19 protein-coding genes and 1 other annotated feature are annotated in these 19,313 nt (G+C 63.3%); of the genes, 11 read left to right on the forward strand and 8 right to left on the reverse strand.

Translation table 11 applies throughout. The features are described 5' to 3' along the window. Positions 1–83 precede the first annotated feature (83 nt). From OCV80_RS12975 to OCV80_RS12990, 4 genes are all read right to left on the reverse strand, one after another. Positions 84–956 carry a DegV family protein gene (locus OCV80_RS12975; protein ID WP_136891301.1) on the reverse strand — a complete coding sequence of 291 codons (873 nt, stop codon included), beginning with the start codon at positions 954–956 and terminating at the stop codon, positions 84–86. A gap of 2 nt (positions 957–958) precedes the next feature. Further along, entirely contained in the window at positions 959–1,540 is a 582-nt protein-coding gene (locus OCV80_RS12980; protein WP_021750440.1) for a DUF1836 domain-containing protein, read from the reverse strand. A 116-nt stretch (positions 1,541–1,656) separates the two neighbouring features. Then, on the reverse strand, positions 1,657–3,051 hold the full coding sequence (gene mnmE, locus OCV80_RS12985; protein ID WP_136891302.1) for a tRNA uridine-5-carboxymethylaminomethyl(34) synthesis GTPase MnmE: 1,395 nt from the start codon (positions 3,049–3,051) through the stop codon (positions 1,657–1,659). A gap of 5 nt (positions 3,052–3,056) precedes the next feature. Further along, entirely contained in the window at positions 3,057–3,404 is a 348-nt protein-coding gene (locus OCV80_RS12990) for a winged helix-turn-helix transcriptional regulator (protein WP_136891303.1), read from the reverse strand. 103 nt (positions 3,405–3,507) lie between these two features. Between OCV80_RS12990 and OCV80_RS12995 the strand changes: the two genes are divergently transcribed. Continuing rightward, positions 3,508–4,065, forward strand: coding sequence for a flavodoxin family protein (locus OCV80_RS12995; RefSeq protein WP_136891304.1), 558 nt, complete (start codon positions 3,508–3,510; stop codon positions 4,063–4,065). A 193-nt stretch (positions 4,066–4,258) separates the two neighbouring features. Continuing rightward, positions 4,259–4,903: an S-layer homology domain-containing protein gene (locus tag OCV80_RS13000; protein WP_136891305.1), complete on the forward strand. Its 645-nt coding sequence runs from the start codon at positions 4,259–4,261 to the stop codon at positions 4,901–4,903. Between the two features lie 137 nt (positions 4,904–5,040). Here the strand turns inward: OCV80_RS13000 and OCV80_RS13005 are convergent, their stop codons facing one another. Continuing rightward, positions 5,041–7,191 carry a polyribonucleotide nucleotidyltransferase gene (locus OCV80_RS13005; RefSeq protein WP_119311849.1) on the reverse strand — a complete coding sequence of 717 codons (2,151 nt, stop codon included), beginning with the start codon at positions 7,189–7,191 and terminating at the stop codon, positions 5,041–5,043. 173 nt (positions 7,192–7,364) lie between these two features. Further along, complete coding sequence (gene rpsO / locus OCV80_RS13010) at positions 7,365–7,631, reverse strand: 30S ribosomal protein S15 (RefSeq protein ID WP_021750449.1); 267 nt, start codon at positions 7,629–7,631, stop codon at positions 7,365–7,367. Positions 7,632–7,926: 295 nt separating this feature from the next. Here rpsO and OCV80_RS13015 point away from each other — a divergent pair, with 295 nt between their 5' ends. From OCV80_RS13015 to ileS, 9 genes are all read left to right on the forward strand, one after another. After that, positions 7,927–8,289, forward strand: a complete 363-nt coding sequence (locus OCV80_RS13015; protein WP_119311850.1) for a GntR family transcriptional regulator — start codon at positions 7,927–7,929, stop codon at positions 8,287–8,289. After that, positions 8,286–9,182 carry an ABC transporter ATP-binding protein gene (locus tag OCV80_RS13020; protein WP_021750452.1) on the forward strand — a complete coding sequence of 299 codons (897 nt, stop codon included), beginning with the start codon at positions 8,286–8,288 and terminating at the stop codon, positions 9,180–9,182. Before OCV80_RS13015 ends, OCV80_RS13020 begins: the two co-directional genes overlap by 4 nt. Then, complete coding sequence (locus tag OCV80_RS13025) at positions 9,157–11,133, forward strand: ABC transporter permease (RefSeq protein WP_145985120.1); 1,977 nt, start codon at positions 9,157–9,159, stop codon at positions 11,131–11,133. The genes OCV80_RS13020 and OCV80_RS13025 overlap by 26 nt, the downstream gene beginning before the upstream one ends. After that, on the forward strand, positions 11,130–11,780 hold the full coding sequence (locus OCV80_RS13030; RefSeq protein WP_021750454.1) for a peptidoglycan recognition protein family protein: 651 nt from the start codon (positions 11,130–11,132) through the stop codon (positions 11,778–11,780). Before OCV80_RS13025 ends, OCV80_RS13030 begins: the two co-directional genes overlap by 4 nt. Before the next feature lie 102 nt (positions 11,781–11,882). Next, entirely contained in the window at positions 11,883–12,053 is a 171-nt protein-coding gene (locus OCV80_RS13035) for a hypothetical protein (RefSeq protein ID WP_170180091.1), read from the forward strand. Between the two features lie 63 nt (positions 12,054–12,116). Then, positions 12,117–13,451, forward strand: coding sequence for a hypothetical protein (locus OCV80_RS13040; protein WP_021750456.1), 1,335 nt, complete (start codon positions 12,117–12,119; stop codon positions 13,449–13,451). Between the two features lie 71 nt (positions 13,452–13,522). Beyond that, positions 13,523–13,774 (forward strand) — a binding site (T-box leader). Positions 13,775–13,807: 33 nt separating this feature from the next. Then, a complete protein-coding gene (locus OCV80_RS16630) occupies positions 13,808–14,080 on the forward strand; it encodes a PF20097 family protein (RefSeq protein ID WP_036630943.1) in 273 nt (90 codons plus the stop codon). 22 nt (positions 14,081–14,102) lie between these two features. Beyond that, positions 14,103–14,306 carry a PF20097 family protein gene (locus OCV80_RS16635; RefSeq protein WP_021750458.1) on the forward strand — a complete coding sequence of 68 codons (204 nt, stop codon included), beginning with the start codon at positions 14,103–14,105 and terminating at the stop codon, positions 14,304–14,306. A 36-nt stretch (positions 14,307–14,342) separates the two neighbouring features. Further along, entirely contained in the window at positions 14,343–17,150 is a 2,808-nt protein-coding gene (ileS, locus tag OCV80_RS13045) for an isoleucine--tRNA ligase (protein ID WP_021750459.1), read from the forward strand. 62 nt (positions 17,151–17,212) lie between these two features. Here ileS and OCV80_RS13050 read toward each other — a convergent pair whose 3' ends face one another. Together OCV80_RS13050 and OCV80_RS13055 are read right to left on the reverse strand one after the other, a co-directional pair. Then, complete coding sequence (locus OCV80_RS13050; protein ID WP_267288457.1) at positions 17,213–18,211, reverse strand: ATP-binding protein; 999 nt, start codon at positions 18,209–18,211, stop codon at positions 17,213–17,215. Positions 18,212–18,217: 6 nt separating this feature from the next. Continuing rightward, positions 18,218–19,141 carry a DnaD domain protein gene (locus OCV80_RS13055; RefSeq protein ID WP_119311854.1) on the reverse strand — a complete coding sequence of 308 codons (924 nt, stop codon included), beginning with the start codon at positions 19,139–19,141 and terminating at the stop codon, positions 18,218–18,220. Positions 19,142–19,313: the final 172 nt, after the last annotated feature.

Consider the following 19,313-nt stretch of genomic DNA (forward strand, 5'->3'; position numbering starts at 1 on the left):
CACCTCATCTCTCCGCCGGAGCGGAATTATATTTGATCTCCAGGGAAAAGCGCCCCTCTGAAGGGACGCTTTTCCGTCCGTCCTCACCGGCGGCTGCCCAGGAAGAACAGGGCCAGCGTGCCAGGGCCAGAGTGGTTGCCGATGACCGGCCCCACGTAGTTGATATAGATGTCCTGTACGCCGAAGCGGCGCCGCACCTCGTCCGCCACAAACTCAGCGTCTGCCTCGCAGTCCCCGTGGCTGATGAAGATGGTCTGCCCCGCCGGGTCGATGGCGCTCTCCGCCATGCGGTCCACCAGGGCCAGCAGGGACGCCTTCCGCCCCCGGGTCTTGCTGACGGGCACCAGATGGCCCGTGTCATCCACATGCAGCACCGGCTTGATGGACAGCATGGTGCCGAGCAGGGCCGCCGCAGCGCTGACCCGGCCGCCACGCTTCAGATGGTTCAGGTCATCCACGGTGAACCAGTGGCACACCTTCGCCTTGGTCTCCTCCGCAAAGACGTGGACCTGGTCGATGGTCTTCCCCTTCCGCTTTTCCTGGACGCAGAGGTATACCAGCAGCCCCTGGCCCAAAGAGGCGCTGAGCGTGTCCACCACAAAGATCTTCCGTCCGGGGTATGCCTCCCGCAGGTCATCGGCGGCGATCACCGCCGACTGGTAGGTGGTGGAGAGCGCGGAGGAAAAGGCCAGGTACAGCACGTCCCTGCCGCTATCCAGAATCTTCCGCATAGCCTCATCAAACACGCCCACGCTGATGGCGGAGGTGGTCGCCAGGGCGCCGGCGCGGAGCCGGGCATAGAAGTCCTGGAAGCCGATCTCCCGGCCGTCCAGGTAGTTGTGGTACACCCGGTCCTCCATATTCAGGCTCAGGGGCAGCACCTCCAGCTCCAGATCCGCCGCCATCCGGGCGGTCATGTCGCAGCAGCTGTCTGTCAGGATCACAAAATCATCCATGCTCAGTCCTTCTCCTTTTCCTTTTTGGCCCGTTCTTTGCTTTTGGCGTGGGCGGCGCTTGCTGCCTCCTCCCGGGCCTCCTGCCGCTGGCGCAGCAGCGTCACATACCGGCTGCTGGCCACGCCGGCGGCGTAGCTCATCAGAGCAAAGTGGATGGCCGCATCCGCCAGCTCCTCCTCCCCGGTGCGGTCCTCCATCTCATCGGCCACGGCGTTCAGCGCCTTGTTGAGGCTCCCGCAGAAGGCGGCGTACCCGTCGGAGATGGGCCGGTCCCCCTGCAGCTCCTCCCGGATCAGCAGATCCATATCCCGGGTGGACATCACCCGCTTCAACACACAGATAGCGGTGAGATAGGCCAGGTGGTCCCGGTTGTATTTCTTCCCCTCCGCCCGGGGCACCAGGCCGCTCTTCGTGTAGTTGTTCACCATGGCGGCGGTGAGGCCGTCATCCTCGTCGAACCGGATCACCTGCCGGTCCATATAGCTGAGCACCTGGTCCATATATAGGGAGAAGTCCGGCAGCTGGTCCCAGGGCACCGGGCGCTGGGTCCGCAGCCTCTCCCGCAGGGCCGTCAGATCATACATGCGGATACACTCCTTCCGCCGTGCGGCACGGCTTTTATTCAGAGGTAGTATACCACGCAAATCTGATTTTGTAAATCACGTTTTCCAGGGTCCGGTATTGCATTTTCTGTTAGCAGTTATTTTCCCACACAGAATCGGGAAAAAATGCGGGAGACAATCTCCTCCTTCGCCGTGCGGCCTGTCAGCTCTCCCAGCGCGTCCAGGGCCTCCTCCGCGTCTGTGAGCACCGCATCCGGGGTCATTCCGGTCTCCAGGGCCTCCAAAGCCCGGCGGACTGCGTCCAGGGCCCGGCGGGCGGCGTCCTCCTGCCGCCGGTCGGTCAGCAGGCTGCCCGCCTCCCCCGGGTCCCCGGCGGGAAACAGGGCTGCTACGGCGTTTCCCAGGTCCTCCAGTCCCTCGCCAGTGACGGAGGACAGGGACACCACGGCGGCAGGCGGGGCCAGAGGGCCCTCTCCGGCGGGAAAGACCGCCCCAGCCGTCCGCAGCCCCCCCGCCATATCCCGCTTAGTGAACACCAGGAGCCAAGGAACTCCGCACCGGGCCACATCCGCCAGCAGAGATCCCTCTTCCGGGTCCTCCGGCACCGCACCATCCACCACCGCCAGCACCAGCTCCGCGGAGGCGATGGCTCTCCGGCTCCGCTCCACCCCCAGCTGTTCCACCGGGTCCTCCGTGGCCCGGATGCCGGCGGTATCGATGAGCCGCAGCAGGACCCCGCCGCAGAGTACGGACTCCTCCACCGTGTCCCGGGTGGTGCCGGGGATGTCGGTGACGATGGCCCGCTCATACCCCGCCAGGGCGTTGAGCAGCGAAGACTTGCCCGCGTTGGGCCGGCCCACAATAGCCGTGCGGACGCCGGATTTCAGTACCTGTCCCCGGCGGCAGGTGTCCAGCAGCCGCTCCAGCCGCCCAGCGGCGGACCGGAGGGCAGCGGCGATCTCCTCCGGCCGCACATCCTGAATGTCCTCGTCCGGGTAGTCCACCACCGCGTAAAACCGGGAGGTGACTTCCAGCAGCTCCTCCTGGACCGGCTCCAGCACCCGGCGCAGGCCGCCGTCCAGCTGGGCGGCGGCGTTTCTGGCCGCGGCGGCGGTCTCCGCGTCGATCAGGTCCACCACCGCCTCCGCCTGGGTCAGGTCCATCCGGCCGTTCAAAAACGCCCGCTTGGTGAACTCCCCCGCCTGGGCCTGCCGGGCCCCGGCAGCGAAGAGGGCAGACAGCAGCTCCCGCAGCACCACGGGGGAGCCGTGGCAGTGGAACTCTGCGCAGTCCTCCCCGGTGTAGCTGCCCGGCCCCGGGAACCGCACCGCAAGGCCCCGGTCAATGACCCGGCCCGCCCGGTCCAGCATCTCTCCGAACACCATTTTCCGGGGCTCCTGGGCGGCAAAGGGACGGCCGCCAGCCGCCCGGAACACCCGCCCGCACAGGGCGAAGCACCCGTCTCCCGACACCCGGACGATTCCGATGGCGGTGGCGGCGCTTCCAGTGGCGATTGCCGCGATCACATCCATCTGCCTCACGCTCCCTTCCCGCCGGGACGGTTCTCCTCGCCCCAGATGCACATAGCGTCCAAAATGGGGATGAGGGACCGCCCCCGCTCCGAAAGGCTGTACTCCACCTTGGGCGGAATCTGGGGATACTCCTCCCGCTGCACCAGGCCGGCCGCCTCCAGCTCCTTCAGGGAGAGACTCAGCGTCTTGTGGGAGATGGTCCCCAGGCGCCGCTTCAGCTCATTGTACCGCAGAACGCTGTACTCCGCCAGCCAGTAGAGAATAATCATCTTGTACTTACCGCTCACCAGGGACATGGTGTAGCCGAAGCCCGTCTCTTCAATCCCGGTGCCCGCCGTGATGCATGGCTCCATTTTATGCTCTCCTTTTGGTTAGTATCTTACACCGATGTGCGTACTTTACAAACAGAGAATATCATAGGATACTGGGGACATCAAGAAAAAAGGAGCGATTCTGATGTCAAAGCAGATTCTGATTCTCAACGGCAGCCCCCGCATCCACGGAAACACTGCGGCGCTGATCGACGCGTTTACTGCCGGAGCGGAGGCGGCGGGCCACACCATCGCCCGGTTCGATCTGGCCGCTCTGGACATCCACGGCTGCCGGGGCTGCCTGGGCGGCGGAAGGGATCCCCGGCACCCCTGTGTCCAGCGGGACGGCATGGACGCCGTGTATCCGGCCTACATGGCCGCGGATGTGGTGGTGCTGGCCTCGCCCATGTATTACTGGAGCATCTCCGGACAACTGAAATGCGCCTTTGACCGGCTGTTCGCGGTGGCGGAACTGGGCCCCGATCTGGCAAATCCGGTCAAGGACGCGGTGCTTCTGATGGCGGCGGAAGGCGACACGGAGGAGAATTTCGCCCCGGTGCGGGCCTATTACAAGGCGCTGCTGGACTGCCTGGGCTGGAAGGATGCGGGCATTGTATACGCCGGCGGAAACATGGCCGTCGGGGATATCCAGGCCCATCCGGAGCAGCTGGAGGCCGCCCGGCAGCTGGGCGCGGCGCTGTAACCGCCCCGCAGTTGTCCTGACGAGAACGAGGACGGGCGCTGGGGCCTCCTTGTGTTTTCGGGTACGCGGTGATATAATGCAGCCATCAAAACCAAATGCCGTTGGAAATCATGATGCCGCCCGCCGGTTCTGCTTTCACGACTGACAGCCGCGCCGAACGAGCCGCAAAGATACAGAAAAGGAGGAATACAGCATGAAAGCGCACGTTTTTGCGCTCTGTCTGTCGCTGTCCCTGTGCCTAGGGTTGCCCCTGCCCGCGTTGGCCTTTGCCAGCCCCTTCACTGATGTGCAGGAGACCTCCCCCTACTATGATGCCATTTTATGGGCCGCAGAAACCGGCGTCACCAACGGCACCACAGCGTCCACCTTCTCCCCCGATGCGCCCTGTACCCGGGCCCAGCTGGCCGTGTTCCTATGGCGGGCGGCCGGCGAGCCGAAACCCGCGCTGGCAGAACAGCAGTTCATGGATGTGACGGATCCCAGCGCCTACTACTACGGAGCCGTCCAGTGGGCTGCAGAGAAGGATATGTGGGGATTCGGGACCTTTGCGCCCCATGCGGTGTGTACCCGGCTGGACGCGGTATTCTTCCTGTGGCGCGCCGCCGGCAGCCCGGATATGGAAGGAGAATTTCCCTTTGCCGACGTCCCCTTCGGGGACGGAGACGGACACGGACAGCCCCTCTACTGGTACGCTGACCAGGCGGTGTTGTGGGCGGTGGAGAACGGTGTCGCCAGCGGTACCACGGAGACCACATTCTCCCCGGACACTCCCTGTACCCGGGGTCAGATCGCCACATTCCTGTATCGGGCCGCTCAGGCAGAGACTTCCGCGAAGTAGGGAACGATGAACTGCAGGCAACGAAAAAAAGGCGGCGGCTGCCAGAGGCAGCCGCCGTCTTTCGTCCAAAGCGTCCGGGTACACGATGCGCCCGGACGCTTCCAGTTGACAGGGAATGGAACAGGATGGAGACCTCGTTATTTGATCCGCTCGCCGGCGGCTTCCTTGGCCTTGATCTCCTTCACAGCATCCTTGTGAGAGAGGTTGACACGGCCCTTCTCGTCAATGTCGGTGACCTTCACCCACATCATGTCGCCCACCTTGCAGGCGTCCTCCACCTTCTCGATCCGGTGGTCCGCCAGCTTGGAGATGTGGACCAGTCCGTCCTTGCCGGGGGCCAGCTCCACGAAGGCGCCAAAGGTCATCAGCCGCACCACGCGGCCGTAGTACAGCGCGCCCACCTCCGGGACGAACACAATGTCGTCAATGCACTTCTTGGCGGCGTCGCAGCTGGCGGCGTCCACGCCGGCGATGAAGATGGAGCCGTCGTCGTTGATGTCGATCTTGGCGCCGGTGTCGGCCACGATCTTCTGGATGACCTTGCCGCCGGAGCCGATGACCTCCCGGATCTTGGAGGGGTCGATGTGCATGGTCAGCATCTTGGGCGCGTACTTGCTGACCTCCTTGCGGGGCTCGGAGATGGCGGGCAGCATGATCTGATCCAGGATCTCGCACCGGGCGTCATAGGTGATGTCCAGGGCCTCCTTGATGATCTCCATGGTGAGGCCGTCGTTCTTCAGGTCCATCTGGATGGCGGTGATGCCCTTCTTGGTACCGCCCACCTTGAAGTCCATCTCGCCGTGGAAATCCTCCACGCCCTGGATGTCGATGAAGGTGGTGAAGGAGCCGTCGTCGTCCTGGATCAGGCCGCAGGAGATGCCGGCCACAGGGGCCTTGATGGGCACGCCGGCGTCCATCAGGGCCAGGGTGGAGCCGCAGATGGAGCCCTGGGAGGTGGAGCCGTTGGAGCTCAACACCTCAGACACCACGCGGATGGCGTAGGGGAACTCCTCCACAGAGGGGAGCACGGGCACCAGAGCCCGCTCCGCCAGAGCACCGTGGCCGATCTCCCGGCGGCCGGGGGAACGGGCGGGCTTGGCCTCGCCTACGGAGTAGCCGGGGAAGTTGTAGTGGTGCATATACCGCTTCTCCGTCTCCTCCCAGATGGTGTCCAGCTTCTGGTTGGCGGAGAGGGTGTCCAGGGTGCAGACGGAAAGCACCTGGGTCTGGCCACGGGTGAAGAGGCCGGAGCCGTGGGTCCGGGGCAGCACGCCCACCTCGGCGGCCAGGGGCCGGATCTCGTTCTTCTGGCGGCCGTCCACGCGGTGGCCCTCCAGAAGCCACTGCTTGACGATCTTCTTCTGGAACTTGTAGGTGAACTCCTCCAGGTACTGGTCCATATCCGGATATTCCTCCAGATACTTCTCGTGCCACTTCTCGATCATGGCGTTCCAGCGGGCCTCCCGGATGTTCTTGTCGTCGGTGTCCATGGCGGCCTTGGCCTCGTCCATGAAGTCCGCCACGATCTTGTCGAACAGCTCCTGGTTGAAATCCGCGTGAGGATACTCAAACTTGGGCTTGCCCACCTCGGAGACCATCTGATCGATCAGGGCGATGATCTTCTGGTTCTCCTCATGGGCCATCTTGATGGCCTCGAACATCTTGTCGTTGGGGACCTCGTTGGCGCCGGCCTCGATCATGACCACCTTTTTGCGGGTGGAGACCACGGTGACGTCCAGGTCGCTGACCTTGCGCTGCTCGCTGTCGGGGTTGAACACCAGCTTGCCGTCCACAAGGCCCACCTTCAGGGCGCCCACGGGGCCGTTCCAGGGGATGTCGGAGATGGCCAGGGCGGCGGAGGTGCCGATCAGGGCGGCGATCTCTGGCGTGCAGTCGTGGTCCACGCTCATGACCGTGCACATGACGGACACGTCATTGCGGAAGTCGGAGGGGAACAGGGGCCGGATGGGCCGGTCGATGACACGGCTGGTTAGGATGCCCTTCTCGCCGGGGCGGCCCTCCCGCCGGTTGAAGGAACCGGGGATGCGGCCCACGGAGTACAGCTTCTCCTCAAAATCTACGCTCAGGGGGAAGAAGTCGATGCCGTCCCGGGGGCGGGGCGCCGCAGTGACGCAGCAGAGCACCCGGGTGTCGCCGTAGCCCACCATGACGGCGGCGTTGGCCAGCTCCGCCAGCTTGCCCACCTCCATGGTCAGGGGGCGGCCCGCCAGCTCCATCTCGTACTTGTGGTAGTTGGGGAATTGTCTCTTGGTGATAATGGTTGACATGTCTGGTCTCCTTTTTCGTATGATCTCCGCGGGAGCCAAACCATTTAGCACTTGAAGCAACGGCCGGATCCCCGGTCCCTCCTTCAACTGCTAAAAGATCGGCCTGCCCGCGGGCGTTGAAAGAATGCGGGAAGAGGGTGGTGCGGCAAAGGCGCACCACCCTCCACATTGACTCACTTCCGGATGCCCAGCTTGGCGATGAGGGCACGATAGCGCTCGATGTCCTTCTTCTGGAGGTAGTCCAGCAGACGGCGGCGCTTGCCGACCATCTGCAGCAGGCCGCGGTTGGAATGCTTGTCCTGGGGGTTGTTCCGCATGTGCTCGGTCAGCACGTTGATCCGCTCGGTGAGGATGGCCACCTGGACCTCGGGAGAGCCGGTGTCCCCCTCGTGGGTGCGGTTGGCGTCGATGATCGCGGTCTTCTGTTCTTTGCGCAGCATGAAAATTTCCACCTTTCTTCATATATACCCGCAGGGCTGCGCCCCGGGATCGGTGAAAGTCCACGGAGCGAAGGGCTGGGGCCGCACATACACGTGCTGTTGCATGATACCACAGAAATTCCCAGTTGTAAAGATAAAAATGTGGAGTTTTCCCCGGATCGGCGGAAAATTCCCCGTTTTTGTCCCCCGAATGGGCTTGACAAACCGCTTCTTCTCATGATAATCTAACCGTACTAATACGGTTAATACAGTTGCAGGGGCTGCACCGCGGCCCCGCGGAAGGGAAGGTGAGCGGATGATCAGCCTGAATTATCGGGACTCCCGGCCCATTTACGAGCAGATCCGGGACGGACTGCGGAAGCTGATCGTCACCGGTGCGCTGAGCGCGGACGAAAAGTTGCCCTCAGTGCGGGCGCTGGCCGCCCAGCTGGCCATCAATCCCAATACCATCCAGCGAGCTTATAACGAGCTGGAGGGCGAGGGATACATCTACTCGGTCCCCGGCAAGGGAAGCTTCGCCGCCGCGAACGCGGCGGCGGACTCCGCCCGGCGGGCGGAGCTGCTGACCCAGGTGCGGGAGCTCCTCTCCGAGCTGCGGTATCTAGGGGTAAGCCAGCAGGAGCTGCTGAATCTGGTGAAGGAGGCGAGTCCGTCATGATCGAAGTGAATGGCCTGGTGAAGCGGTTCGACGGCTTCGCAGCCCTGGACGGCGCCGCGCTGTCGGTGCCGGCGGGCAGCGTCTACGGCCTGGTGGGTCCCAACGGCGCCGGTAAGTCCACCCTGATCCGCCACCTGACGGGCATCTTCCGCCAGGACGCGGGCACGGTGCGCATCGGCGGCGAGGATGTGTGGGAGAACGCCGCCCTGAAGGCGCGGATCGCCGCCATCCCTGACGACTGGTACTACTTCCTTCAGTCCTCCATTCGGGATATGATGCGCTTTTACCGCGGATTTTATCCCGCTTTTTCCATGGAGCGGTATGAAAAGCTGAAGGAGGTCTTTCAGCTGGATGAAAAACGGCCTATCCGCCGCCTCAGCAAGGGTATGCAGAAGCAGGCGGCCTTCTGGCTGGCCCTGTGCTGCATGCCGGACTACCTGATCCTGGATGAGCCGGTGGACGGTCTGGACCCGGTGATGCGCCGGCAGGTGTGGTCTCTGGTGCTGGCGGATGTGGCCCAGCGAGGCACCACGGTGCTGGTTTCTTCCCACAACCTGCGGGAGCTGGAGGACGTCTGCGACCACGTGGGCATCATGGACCACGGCCGCGTGCTGCTGGAGCGGTCCCTGGCCCAGCTGCAGGACAACATGGTAAAGCTGCAGGTGGTGTTCCCCGACGGGATGACGGAGGTGCCGTCGGACCTGCCGGTGCTCCACGCCAGCCAAATCGGCCGCATCCATACCTTCATCATGCGGATGAGCGCCCAGGAGGCAGAGGACCGTCTGGCGGCGTACAGTCCCCTGCTGGTGGACGCAGTGCCCCTGACCCTGGAGGAGATCTTTATTTATGAGCTGGGAGGTGCGGACTATGCAGTCAAAGACATCGTACTTTAACGCCACGCTGTTCCGCAAGAACCTGACCCGGTTCTGGCCGCTGTGGGGCCTGGCGTCCTTTATCGGCGCTCTGTTCCCTCTGGCGGTGCTGCTGGATATGGTGCACCGGGGCTGGAACGTCCTCTCCGCACCGGACTTCACCGGTATGTACTATGATGCGGTGAGCGCCGTGCCCGTCATCAATCTGGTCTACGCCGCCCTCTGTGCCATGGCGGTGTGGAGCTATCTATACAACGCCCGCAGCGTGGGGCTGATGCACACCCTGCCTATCCGGCGGGAAGGGCTGTTCCTCACCAACTTCCTCTCCGGCCTCTCCATGACCCTGATTCCCTACGCGGTCACCGGGGTCCTGTGCGTCGTGGTCTCCCTGTGCGGCGGGGCCTTTGACGCCAAGGGGCTGGCCGTCACCGTCCTGGCAGTGCTGGGTGAGAGCTTCTTCTACTTCTCCAGCGCCACCTTCGTGGCCTTCATCACCGGCAACGCCTTTACCATGCCGCCGCTGTACGCCCTGCTCCACTTCCTGGCGGTGCTGCTGGACTGGCTGATCTCCTCCTTCGCCCAAGGGTTCATCTTCGGCTTTTCCACTTATTACACCGGGGTGGTGGAATGGCTCTCCCCCACCGTGTATCTGGTCAACAACGTCCGGTGCGCCCGGCAGTATGTGGAGGTCCAGCAGACGTTCCCCGATGGAACGCCTTACACCTCCCGCCTTTTGACCTCCGCAGACCTGGAGAGCTTCTGGCTGATCGGCGTCTACGCCCTGGTAGGACTGGCGCTGGCTGCCCTGGCCCTCATCCTCTACCGCAGGCGCCGCAGTGAGACCGCCGGCGACGTGGTGGCCGTGGGCTGGCTGCGGCCGGTGTTCCGGTACGGTGTGGCAGGGCTCTGTGCCCTGCTGGGCGGCCAGTTCCTCTACTCCCTGTTCTGGTATGGCTTCCAGCAGGGGGAATACTACGACACGCTGCCCATGGTGGTCTGCCTGCTGGCGGCAGGGGCCATCGGGTATTACGGCGCCTCCATGCTGCTGGCCAAGGCCTTCAAGGTGTTCCGGGGCAGCTGGAAGGGCCTGGGCATTGTGCTGGCGGGCTGTGCCCTGGTCTGCTGTGTGCTGCATTTCGACCTGCTGGGTGTGGCGGACCGGGTGCCGGAGGCCTCCCAGATCCAGACCCTGGAGATCCGGATTGCCGACAACACCTACACGCTCACGCCGGAGAAGGACGCGGACCTGCTGGAGCAGGTCAGGGCCCTCCATCAAACGGTGGTTGCCGACGAATCCTATGTTCGGGAGATGGAGGCCCGCAGATCTTCCACCTGGTCTGAGGATGAGACCCCCAACACGGCATACACCGGCCTGAATCTCACCTATACTCTGAAAAGCGGCACCCGGATAGACCGCTGGTACTCCCTGCTCATTACCCGGGACCGACTGGCCCAGCCAGAGACCTATGATTATCTGCTGGACCAGTTCGTGAACAGCGATACTGTAAAAGCCCGGCGCCTCCATCTGGATGACGATTTCTGGACGGTGAGCGGCGGCAGCCTGTACATTGACACTCGTGGCGAGGGCTACGAACTGGGCAGCCGGGAGGGTGACGCCATTCTCAAGGCAGTGGGCCGGGATCTGACCGCCGGGAACTGGGGGGATTACGACTGGTTCTCCGGCGACAGCGGCAGCAGCTATGCCATGGACCTGGGGCTGGACTTTGAAAGTGCAGACAAGGAGCGTTACGACTGGATCTCTGTCCATGTGACCCCTGCCATGACGGAGACGGTGGACTGCCTGGAGCGCCTCGGCCTGGTGACGAGGGCAGATCTCGTCACCTACCGGCAGCTGTATCCGGAGGACTATGGGGCGGACGGCTCCTCCATCTGGCAGGAGGTTCCGCACACGGGTGAGAATGCGGTGGTCTACACGGAGGACACCACTTCCGCCATGGTCTCCCCGGCATGAGGGGGGCAAGAACGCGGCGGCGCCGGAATCCCCGTTTTGCCGCTTTATGCCTGCTGCTGATCTTTGCCGCTGTGGGCGCCGCCGTCTGGCTGTGGGCCGGCCGGGGCCTTCCGGGAGAGGGCGTGGAGGTGCCGGACTATGTGCAGGCGGACCTCCTCACCGTGAACCCCTGGTCCCGGCCCGGCACGCCCCTGGAGAAGATCGATGGGATTGTGATCCACTACGTGGGCAACCCCGGCACCACGGCGAAGGCCAACCGGAACTACTTTGAATCCCTGTCCTCTGGGGAGACGGAGACATACGCCTCCAGCCACTTCATCGTGGGGCTGGAGGGTGAGGTCATCCAGTGCATTCCCCTGACGGAGATCGCCTACGCCTCCAATATCCGCAACGAGGACACCGTGGCCATCGAGGTCTGCCACCCGGACGAGACCGGGGCATTCTCCCCGGCCGCCTACCAGCAGGTGGTGGAGCTGACGGCCTGGCTGTGCCGGACCTTCGATCTGGATCCGGACACTGATGTGATCCGCCACTACGACGTGACGGAGAAGCTGTGTCCCCTCTATTATGTGGAGCATCCGGATGCCTGGGATGCCTTCCGGGCAGACGTTGCAGCAGAGATGGAGCGCCAGACCGAAGTCTCCTGACACGGAGCTTCAAAAATTTTTTGGTCCTCCGTGAAACAAAACGGCATTCTTGATCGTCTTATAAAGCAGAGGGAGATTTTACATCAAAGGGGGCCTTTTTCCATGGAGCAAAATCCGGCTGCCGCCACGCTCTGGCGCATGTGGGTGGATACCAAGCGGCGCATTGTCTCCTTCCACGAGGAGAAGGACTGCCAGCTGCTGGAGTTCCGCAGCCACGAGATGTTTTTGAGCTGCGTGGACCAATACGCCTGCAAGCAATACCGTTATCAATGACCCTGCGGGGCCTTTTCGTCCATATCCCGGCGGCTTCAGCCGCCTAAGGAGGCTTTTTGATCCATGTGGCAAAAACGCGGGCCAGCACTGCTGTGTCTCCTGCTGGCCACCGCACTGACGGTCTTTGCCGCCGCCCGCTCCCCCGCCGCTCCGCCCGGCGAAGTCCCTCCTCCGCAGACGCTGGAGGAGGAATCCCTGCTCTATGAAGAGACGCCGGTCCAGATTATCTCCCTGTTGGACCTGGAGCCGGTGGATACCCGGGCGTCTGCCAATCCCGTCCGGGTGGGGGGCGGCACCCTGGACCCTGTGGACCAGGCGGAGATGGCATCCGTTCTGGCGGAATGTACATTAAAAGACAACACCATCGTCAGGCTCTACGTTACAGCGGAGGGCCTGATCGATGGCGCTTTTTTGCGCCCTGGCGCCGGGTGGATCCGATTTGCCCGCCTGTACCGCGGCGCGGACCAGGGCCCCAATTACGCGGAAACCGCCGCCCTTACCGCCTGCTCCGGTATTCTGGGGCACGATGGCTTTCTGCTGCGGACCGACGGGCACTGCTCCGGCGTTTACTCCTATGATTACTACTGGTTCGACACTGCCGGGGACTTGCAGGTCCTCACCGCCAGGATGGACCCGGTGGCCCTGGACCTGGACGGGGACGGAACGGCGGAACTGGTCTGGGAGATCGCCGAGTGGCAGGGCGCGTTTTCCTTTTACTTCCGGCGGACAGACGGCGCCATCTGTTGTGTGACGCCGTCCGAATACATCGACGCATCGGGCCTGTTCCTGGCTGCGGTGGAGCAGGAGGGGCCCGGCCCGGTCCGGCTGATCTACCGCTATCACGGCACGGACGAGGATCAGGAACAGTTCTGCGCCGTGACGTTTCGGGACGGTGCCCTGGAGATTGAGATGGACCTTGTCTATGTCCCGGCCTCGCTGGAAGACACAGTCCCCCTTTCAGATCCCACAGCTGGCGGGGCCGCCCTGCCCCATGTGTCCATTACCGGCCCCGACGGCTGGACCATGGACGGTGCCGGGGAGGCGGCCTATCTGGATCTCTGGTCCCTTCTCTGGAACAGCCCATATCCCTCCTCGAAGGGGGCGGTGATCGTCCCCACCGATGCGCCGCTGGATGCGGAGACCACCTATACCGTCACCTTCTCCGATCCGCAGGCCGGGAACTCCTTTTCCTGGTCCCTGGACGCCGAGGGCATCTGCCGCCTGGACGGCATAGAGGGCAACTGCCGGATGGTGTCCACCGGTGTCGGCTCCCTGCCCGCATACTGTCACGATGTGCTGGAGCTCTACTGCCGGGCCAGCCGCACCGCCCGGAACTATGACGCGCAGGGCCGATGGCTGGGATGGGATTTGGTCCCGGATACGGTCGCCCCGGGCTAAAACGGGTATCTTTTGCAAAAACCGCCTTGACAAACGGCGAAAATGTGATACGATAGTCCGGTAAATGGAACATTCCGGCGTGGAAAAGGACGAGTAACCGGCATCCCTCCTGCAAAGAGAGCCGCCGTTTGGTGCAAGGCGGACGGGAGCTGCGGCGAAAATCACCTTGGAGCCTCCTGCTGAAAGACGACGCGAGTAAGCGTGGACGATTGATGCCCGTTACAGCATCGGCCCGTGGCAGCGGGCTGTGAGGGGCTGTTTCCCGCAAGGGCGCAGCAGCGAGAGTGGTACCGCAGAGTGTTTGCAAACGCTTTGTCTCTTGAAAAAGAGGCAAGGCGTTTTTGTTTTCTGAAGGGATGTGTATTCTGGTGAAATGCCCAAACTGCGGAAAGGAAATGGAAGAGGGAACTCTGCACACCCGGAATTACCCTTTCTGGACGCAGCAGGAGCTCCGATTCTTTCGGGCCCCCACAGACACCGTGGAGCTGGGCCCCATTGGCGATGACACCACCAGCGTGTTTACACGGGATCCGTTCCCGGAATTTCCCCATGCCATGCTCTGCCGGGAATGCGGCCTTGTCACCTTCCCGTGCAGCTTGATTGAAACCTCCAAAAAAGATAGCAAATAGGAGCTGGAACAGGAGGAGCTTTATGAAGTGTCCGTATTGTCAGCAGCAAATGCAGGAGGGCTTTCTCAGCAGCCGCTCCCCCGTTTTCTGGTCAGAGGAGGTGTCAGGCCTTCCCCTTCCCGCCAGGAAGGGAGATTTGCTTCTGGGTGGAAAGCTGGGGCTGGTTGTCCGCCCCCGGGCTTACCTCTGCCGGAGCTGTAAAACCGTCATTACCCAATATCAATAAAAATTCAGCAAACAGAATGGAAATAGGAGGAAAGATATGGACTACAACAAGACCATCAATCTGCCCAAGACCGACTTCCCCATGCGGGCGGGCCTGCCCAAGCGGGAGCCGGAGATGCTCAAGCGCTGGCAGGAGCAGGACGTGTACAACGAGCTGCTGAAGAAGAACGAGGGCAAGCCCCTCTTCAATCTCCACGACGGCCCGCCCTTTTCCAACGGCGGCATCCACATGGGCACCGCCATGAACAAGGCCCTCAAGGATATCATCACCCGATCCTACGCCATGCGGGGCTACTACACCCCCTATATCCCCGGCTGGGACAACCACGGTATGCCCATCGAGTCCGCCATTATCAAGCAGAACAAGCTGAACCACAAGGCTATGAGCATTCCGGACTTCCGCTCCGCCTGCCATGACTTTGCCCAGCATTATGTGGGCGTGCAGATGGACGCCTTCAAGCGCATGGGCGTCATCGGCGACTGGGAGCACCCCTACCTCACCATGAACCCCGGCTTTGAGGCTGAGGAGGTGAAGGTGTTCGGTGCCATGTACAAGAAGGGCTATATCTACAAGGATTTCAAGCCCGTCTACTGGTGCCCCCACGACGAGACCGCCCTGGCGGAGGCGGAGATCGAGTATCAGGACGACCCTTGCACCACTGTGTATGTGAAGTTCCCCATGCACGACGATTGCGGAAAGCTTTCCGGTTATGACAAGCTGTTCTTCGTGATCTGGACCACCACCATCTGGACCCTGCCGGGCAACCTGGCCATCGCCCTGCATCCCGACGAGTCCTACGCTGTGGTGAAGGCCCCCAACGGCGAGGCCTATATCATGGCCGAGGCTTTGGTGGAGAAGGTCATGCACTTGGGCGGCTTCGACACCTGGGAGGTGGCGGAGACCCATCCCGGCGCCTTCTTTGAGAACATGCTGGCGGACCACCCCTTCCTGCCCAAGACCTCCCGCCTGCTGCTGGCGGATTACGTCACCATGGACTCCGGCACCGGCTGCGTCCACACGGCCCCCGGCTTCGGCGCGGATGACTACGAGACCTGCAAGCGCTACGGCGTGGAGATGGTAGTTCCCGTGGACGACCAGGGCCGCCACACGGAGTACGCCGGCAAGTACGCCGGTATGAAGACCGATGAGTCCAACCCCGTCATCCTGGCGGACATGAAGGAGAGCGGCATGCTCTTCGCCAGCGAGGACATCATCCACAGCTATCCCCACTGCTGGCGCTGCAAGGGCCCCATCATCTTCCGGGCCACGCCCCAGTGGTTCTGCTCCGTGGAGTCCTTCAAGGAACAGGCCGTCGCCGCGTGCGACGATGTGCGCTGGGTGCCCGGCTGGGGCATTGACCGGATGAAGTCCATGATCCGAGAGCGCAACGATTGGTGCATCTCCCGCCAGCGCAAGTGGGGCCTGCCCATTCCCGTGTTCTACTGCAAGGACTGCGGCAAGCCCATCTGCACCGATGAGACCATCGACGCCATCTCCAAGCTCTTCGCCGCCGAAGGCTCCAACGCCTGGTTCGCCAAGGAGGCGGAGGAGATCCTGCCGGAGGGCTTCGCCTGCCCCCACTGCGGTGCCAAAGCCGGCTTCACCAAGGAGACCGATACCCTGGACGGCTGGTTCGACTCCGGTTCCTCCCACTTCGCCGCCATGAAGAAGGACCAGGGCTTCTGGCCCGCCACCATGTATCTGGAGGGCCTGGACCAGTACCGCGGCTGGTTCCAGTCGGCGCTGCTGACCGCCGTGGGCGCCTTCGGCCAGGGCGCGCCCTTCAAGGAGTGCGTCACCCACGGCTGGACCGTGGACGGCGAGGGCAGAGCCATGCACAAGTCCCTGGGCAATGGCATGGACCCGGCAGAGATCATCAACCAGTATGGCGCGGACCTGCTGCGCCTGTGGGCCGCCAGCGCCGACTACCACGCCGACGTCCGCTGCTCTCACGAGATCTTCAAGCAGCTCAGCCAGAACTACCTCAAGTTCCGCAACACCGCCCGGTACTGCCTGGGCAATCTGGACGGCTTTGACGCCGACCAGCTGACGGCGCCCGCGGAGATGGAGGAACTGGACCGCTGGGCCGTCACCCGCCTGAACGCCCTGATGGAGAAGTGCGCCAAGGCGTACAACGACTATGAGTTCCTGGTGGTCACCCACGCGGTGAACGACTTCTGCGTGGTGGACATGTCCAACTTCTATCTGGACATCATCAAGGACCGTCTGTACTGCGAGGAAAAGGACGGCGCCAAGCGCCGCAGCGCCCAGACCGCCCTGTTCCTGATTCTGGACACCATGACCAAGCTGATGGCCCCCATCCTGTGCTTCACCTGCGATGAGATCTGGCTCTCTATGCCCCACCGCAGCGGCGACGATGGTCGGAACGTGGTGTTCAACGACATGAACAAGCCCTTCACCGACTACGCCCTGGATGAGACCGCCATGGAGAAGTGGTCCGCCGTGGAAAAGCTGCGCGACGACGTGAACGCCGTGCTGGAGGCCGCCCGGGCCGAGAAGAAAATCGGCAAGGCCCTGGAGGCCCACGTGGCCCTCCACGCTGGGGACGACGCGGCGTCTGCCGCCCTGGTGCAGGTGATGGGCCTGAACCTGGCAGAGCTCTTCATCGTCTCCGACTGCCAGGTCTCCAGTGCGGAGCCCGATGCCGCCTCCACTGTGGGCCAGGGTGCCAACTTCCCCGGCCTCACCGTGGAAGTCAGCGAGGCCAGAGGCGACAAGTGCGAGCGGTGCTGGATGCACAGCCCCACTGTGGGCGCCGACGCGGATCACCCCACCCTCTGCGCCCGCTGCGCCGCCGTGGTGCGGAAACTCCCCCAGTTCTGACCATCCGAAAACAGCAGTCAAAAAGGTCCCGGCCATTGGCCGGGACCTTTTTCCATGTCGATTCAATTCCCCCGGGCACGTTCCTTTTTCAGCTTCCGGATATCCTCTCCCGCAAAGGGCAGCAGGGTATATTCCCCTTCAATCCGGGAGGCGATCTGGGGCGTGTACCGCCGGGCCAGCTCTCCCGGCGTCAGGTTTGTGCTGATGATGGTGGAGCGGCGCTCCATCTGGCGGGTGTTGACAATCTGGTACAGGGCGCTCTGAACGAAGGATGTGGTCATCTCGGATCCCAGATCGTCCAGAATCAGCAGATCGCAGTTCAGCACCCGCTCCACGTGGTCGTCGGCCTCCTCTTCCCGGGTGAACTTCTGCTGCTCGAATTGTGCAAAGATGTGGCCCGCGGTGTCATAAACCACCGAATGCCCCTTCTCGCTGACCTCCCGGGCAATGGCGGCGGAGAGGTGGGTCTTTCCCAGTCCGGGTGCGCCGAAGAGCAGGAGGTTCGCCGGGCGCTTGCCGAACTGGTGGGCAAAATCCGCGCAGATGTCGTAGATCATCTCCATGTGCTGCCGGACGGTGATGCCGATGTTCGGGCCATAGCGGTCCGGGTACCAGTCTGTGGAGAAGGTGTCAAAGCTCTGGTGCCCCAGGTCCAGCATCCGGGACAGCTCCTTCTGCTGCTCCCGGGCGTAATAGCCCCGCAGGCAGCGGCACACCCGGCCGTTGCGGTAGCCCGTGTCCCCGCAGAGGGCGCAGGCGGGCGTCTCCTCCAGAGCATCCTCCGGCAGGCCCATCTTCTGCAGAAGCTCCCGCTTCTCTGCCTGGAGGCTCAGATTTTCATCCCGCAGCACTGCCACCGCGGACCGGGGGTCCGTGCCGTGGCGGAGCGCACTGGTGATGATGCGGCTCATGGTGGAGCGAAGCTCCCCGTCGATCTCCCGCAGGCGGGGCTGGCGGGCAAAAATCCGTTCCCGCCGCTCCTGATACTGGGCCTGCCGCCTCTGGCGGTCCTCCTCGAACCGCTGGAGGGCCAAGCGCATCACCTTTCCGTCATACGCCACCGCTCATCACCTCCTGTTCCGATGCAGCTCCTGCATATATCTGCGCATCTCCGTCTCCGTGTCCCTGGGGGACTGCTGGTCCCCCCTGCGGGCCGCCGGGCGGTCCCCCGCCTGAATCTCCTCCACCGTGTGGAGGCCCGCCTCGTTCCACTTCTTCAAAATGCCGTTGCAATAGGCCCACTTCAGCTCATGGCACTTCAGCACCGTTTTGTCATAGGCCAGGGCCACGGCCTCCGGGCCAAAGCCCATCTCCTGCCAGGCGAGGATGTACTTCTCCTCCGAAGGCGCGGGGGGCCGGTCCCCCAGCTGCAGCGCCTTCATATACTGGGGCAGGACCCCCTGGCGCTGGGCATAGGTCCGGAGATAGGCATCCGCCGCCGCCTGGGTGTCGATCCCCATGCGGGCCCAGGCGTAGCCCTCCTTTTCGATCTGCTTCATGCCGGGGCGGCGGCCCTCGCCGAATCGGCGCTGCACCCGCTCTACACAGTGGCACACCAGCAGATAGACCACGCCTTCCGGCAGGCCCAGATAGTCCGTCAGTCCCAGCAGGATCCCCACGTCCGGGGTGGTCAGCTTTTTGCCCAGCTTCACCTCCACCTGCCGGGTGAGGGCCTGGAACGCCTTGCTGTGCTCCAGCCGCTCCGCCACGTCGGCGCGCTGATAGACGGGCCGCTCCTCCGCCGGGGCGGGCGGCGTCTCCGCGGGGGCCACCAGGCCCAGCTCCCGCAGGGCGGTCTCCGCCGCCTCGATGCGGCCGCGGTCCCACCGCAGCTCCCCGGCCAGGGACCGGGGCGGTACCGTGCCCTGCCGCCGCAGCAGCGCCAGATACAGCAGCGCCGCATCCCCGTCGCCCCGGTCCAGCAGCCGCTTCACCGTGGCCGCGGACAGGGTGACGCTCTCATCCCCGGTATGTACCAGACAGCTGGGCATCCTCCGCTCCTCCCCTCTTTTTGAACTTCCCCTATTCTACACGATTTTCCCCGGCAGGACAAGCCCCGGCGGAAAAAGTCCGCACCTGCCCCAGCTTCTGGCGGAAATGTGAATTTTTTTAAAACCTCCCGTTTTTCTGTGGCGCTGTCTTTTTTCCTATGATATACTATAA

Source organism: Oscillibacter acetigenes (assembly GCF_025567605.1).
In the GTDB taxonomy this organism is placed as follows: Bacteria; Bacillota; Clostridia; order Oscillospirales; family Oscillospiraceae; genus Oscillibacter; species Oscillibacter welbionis.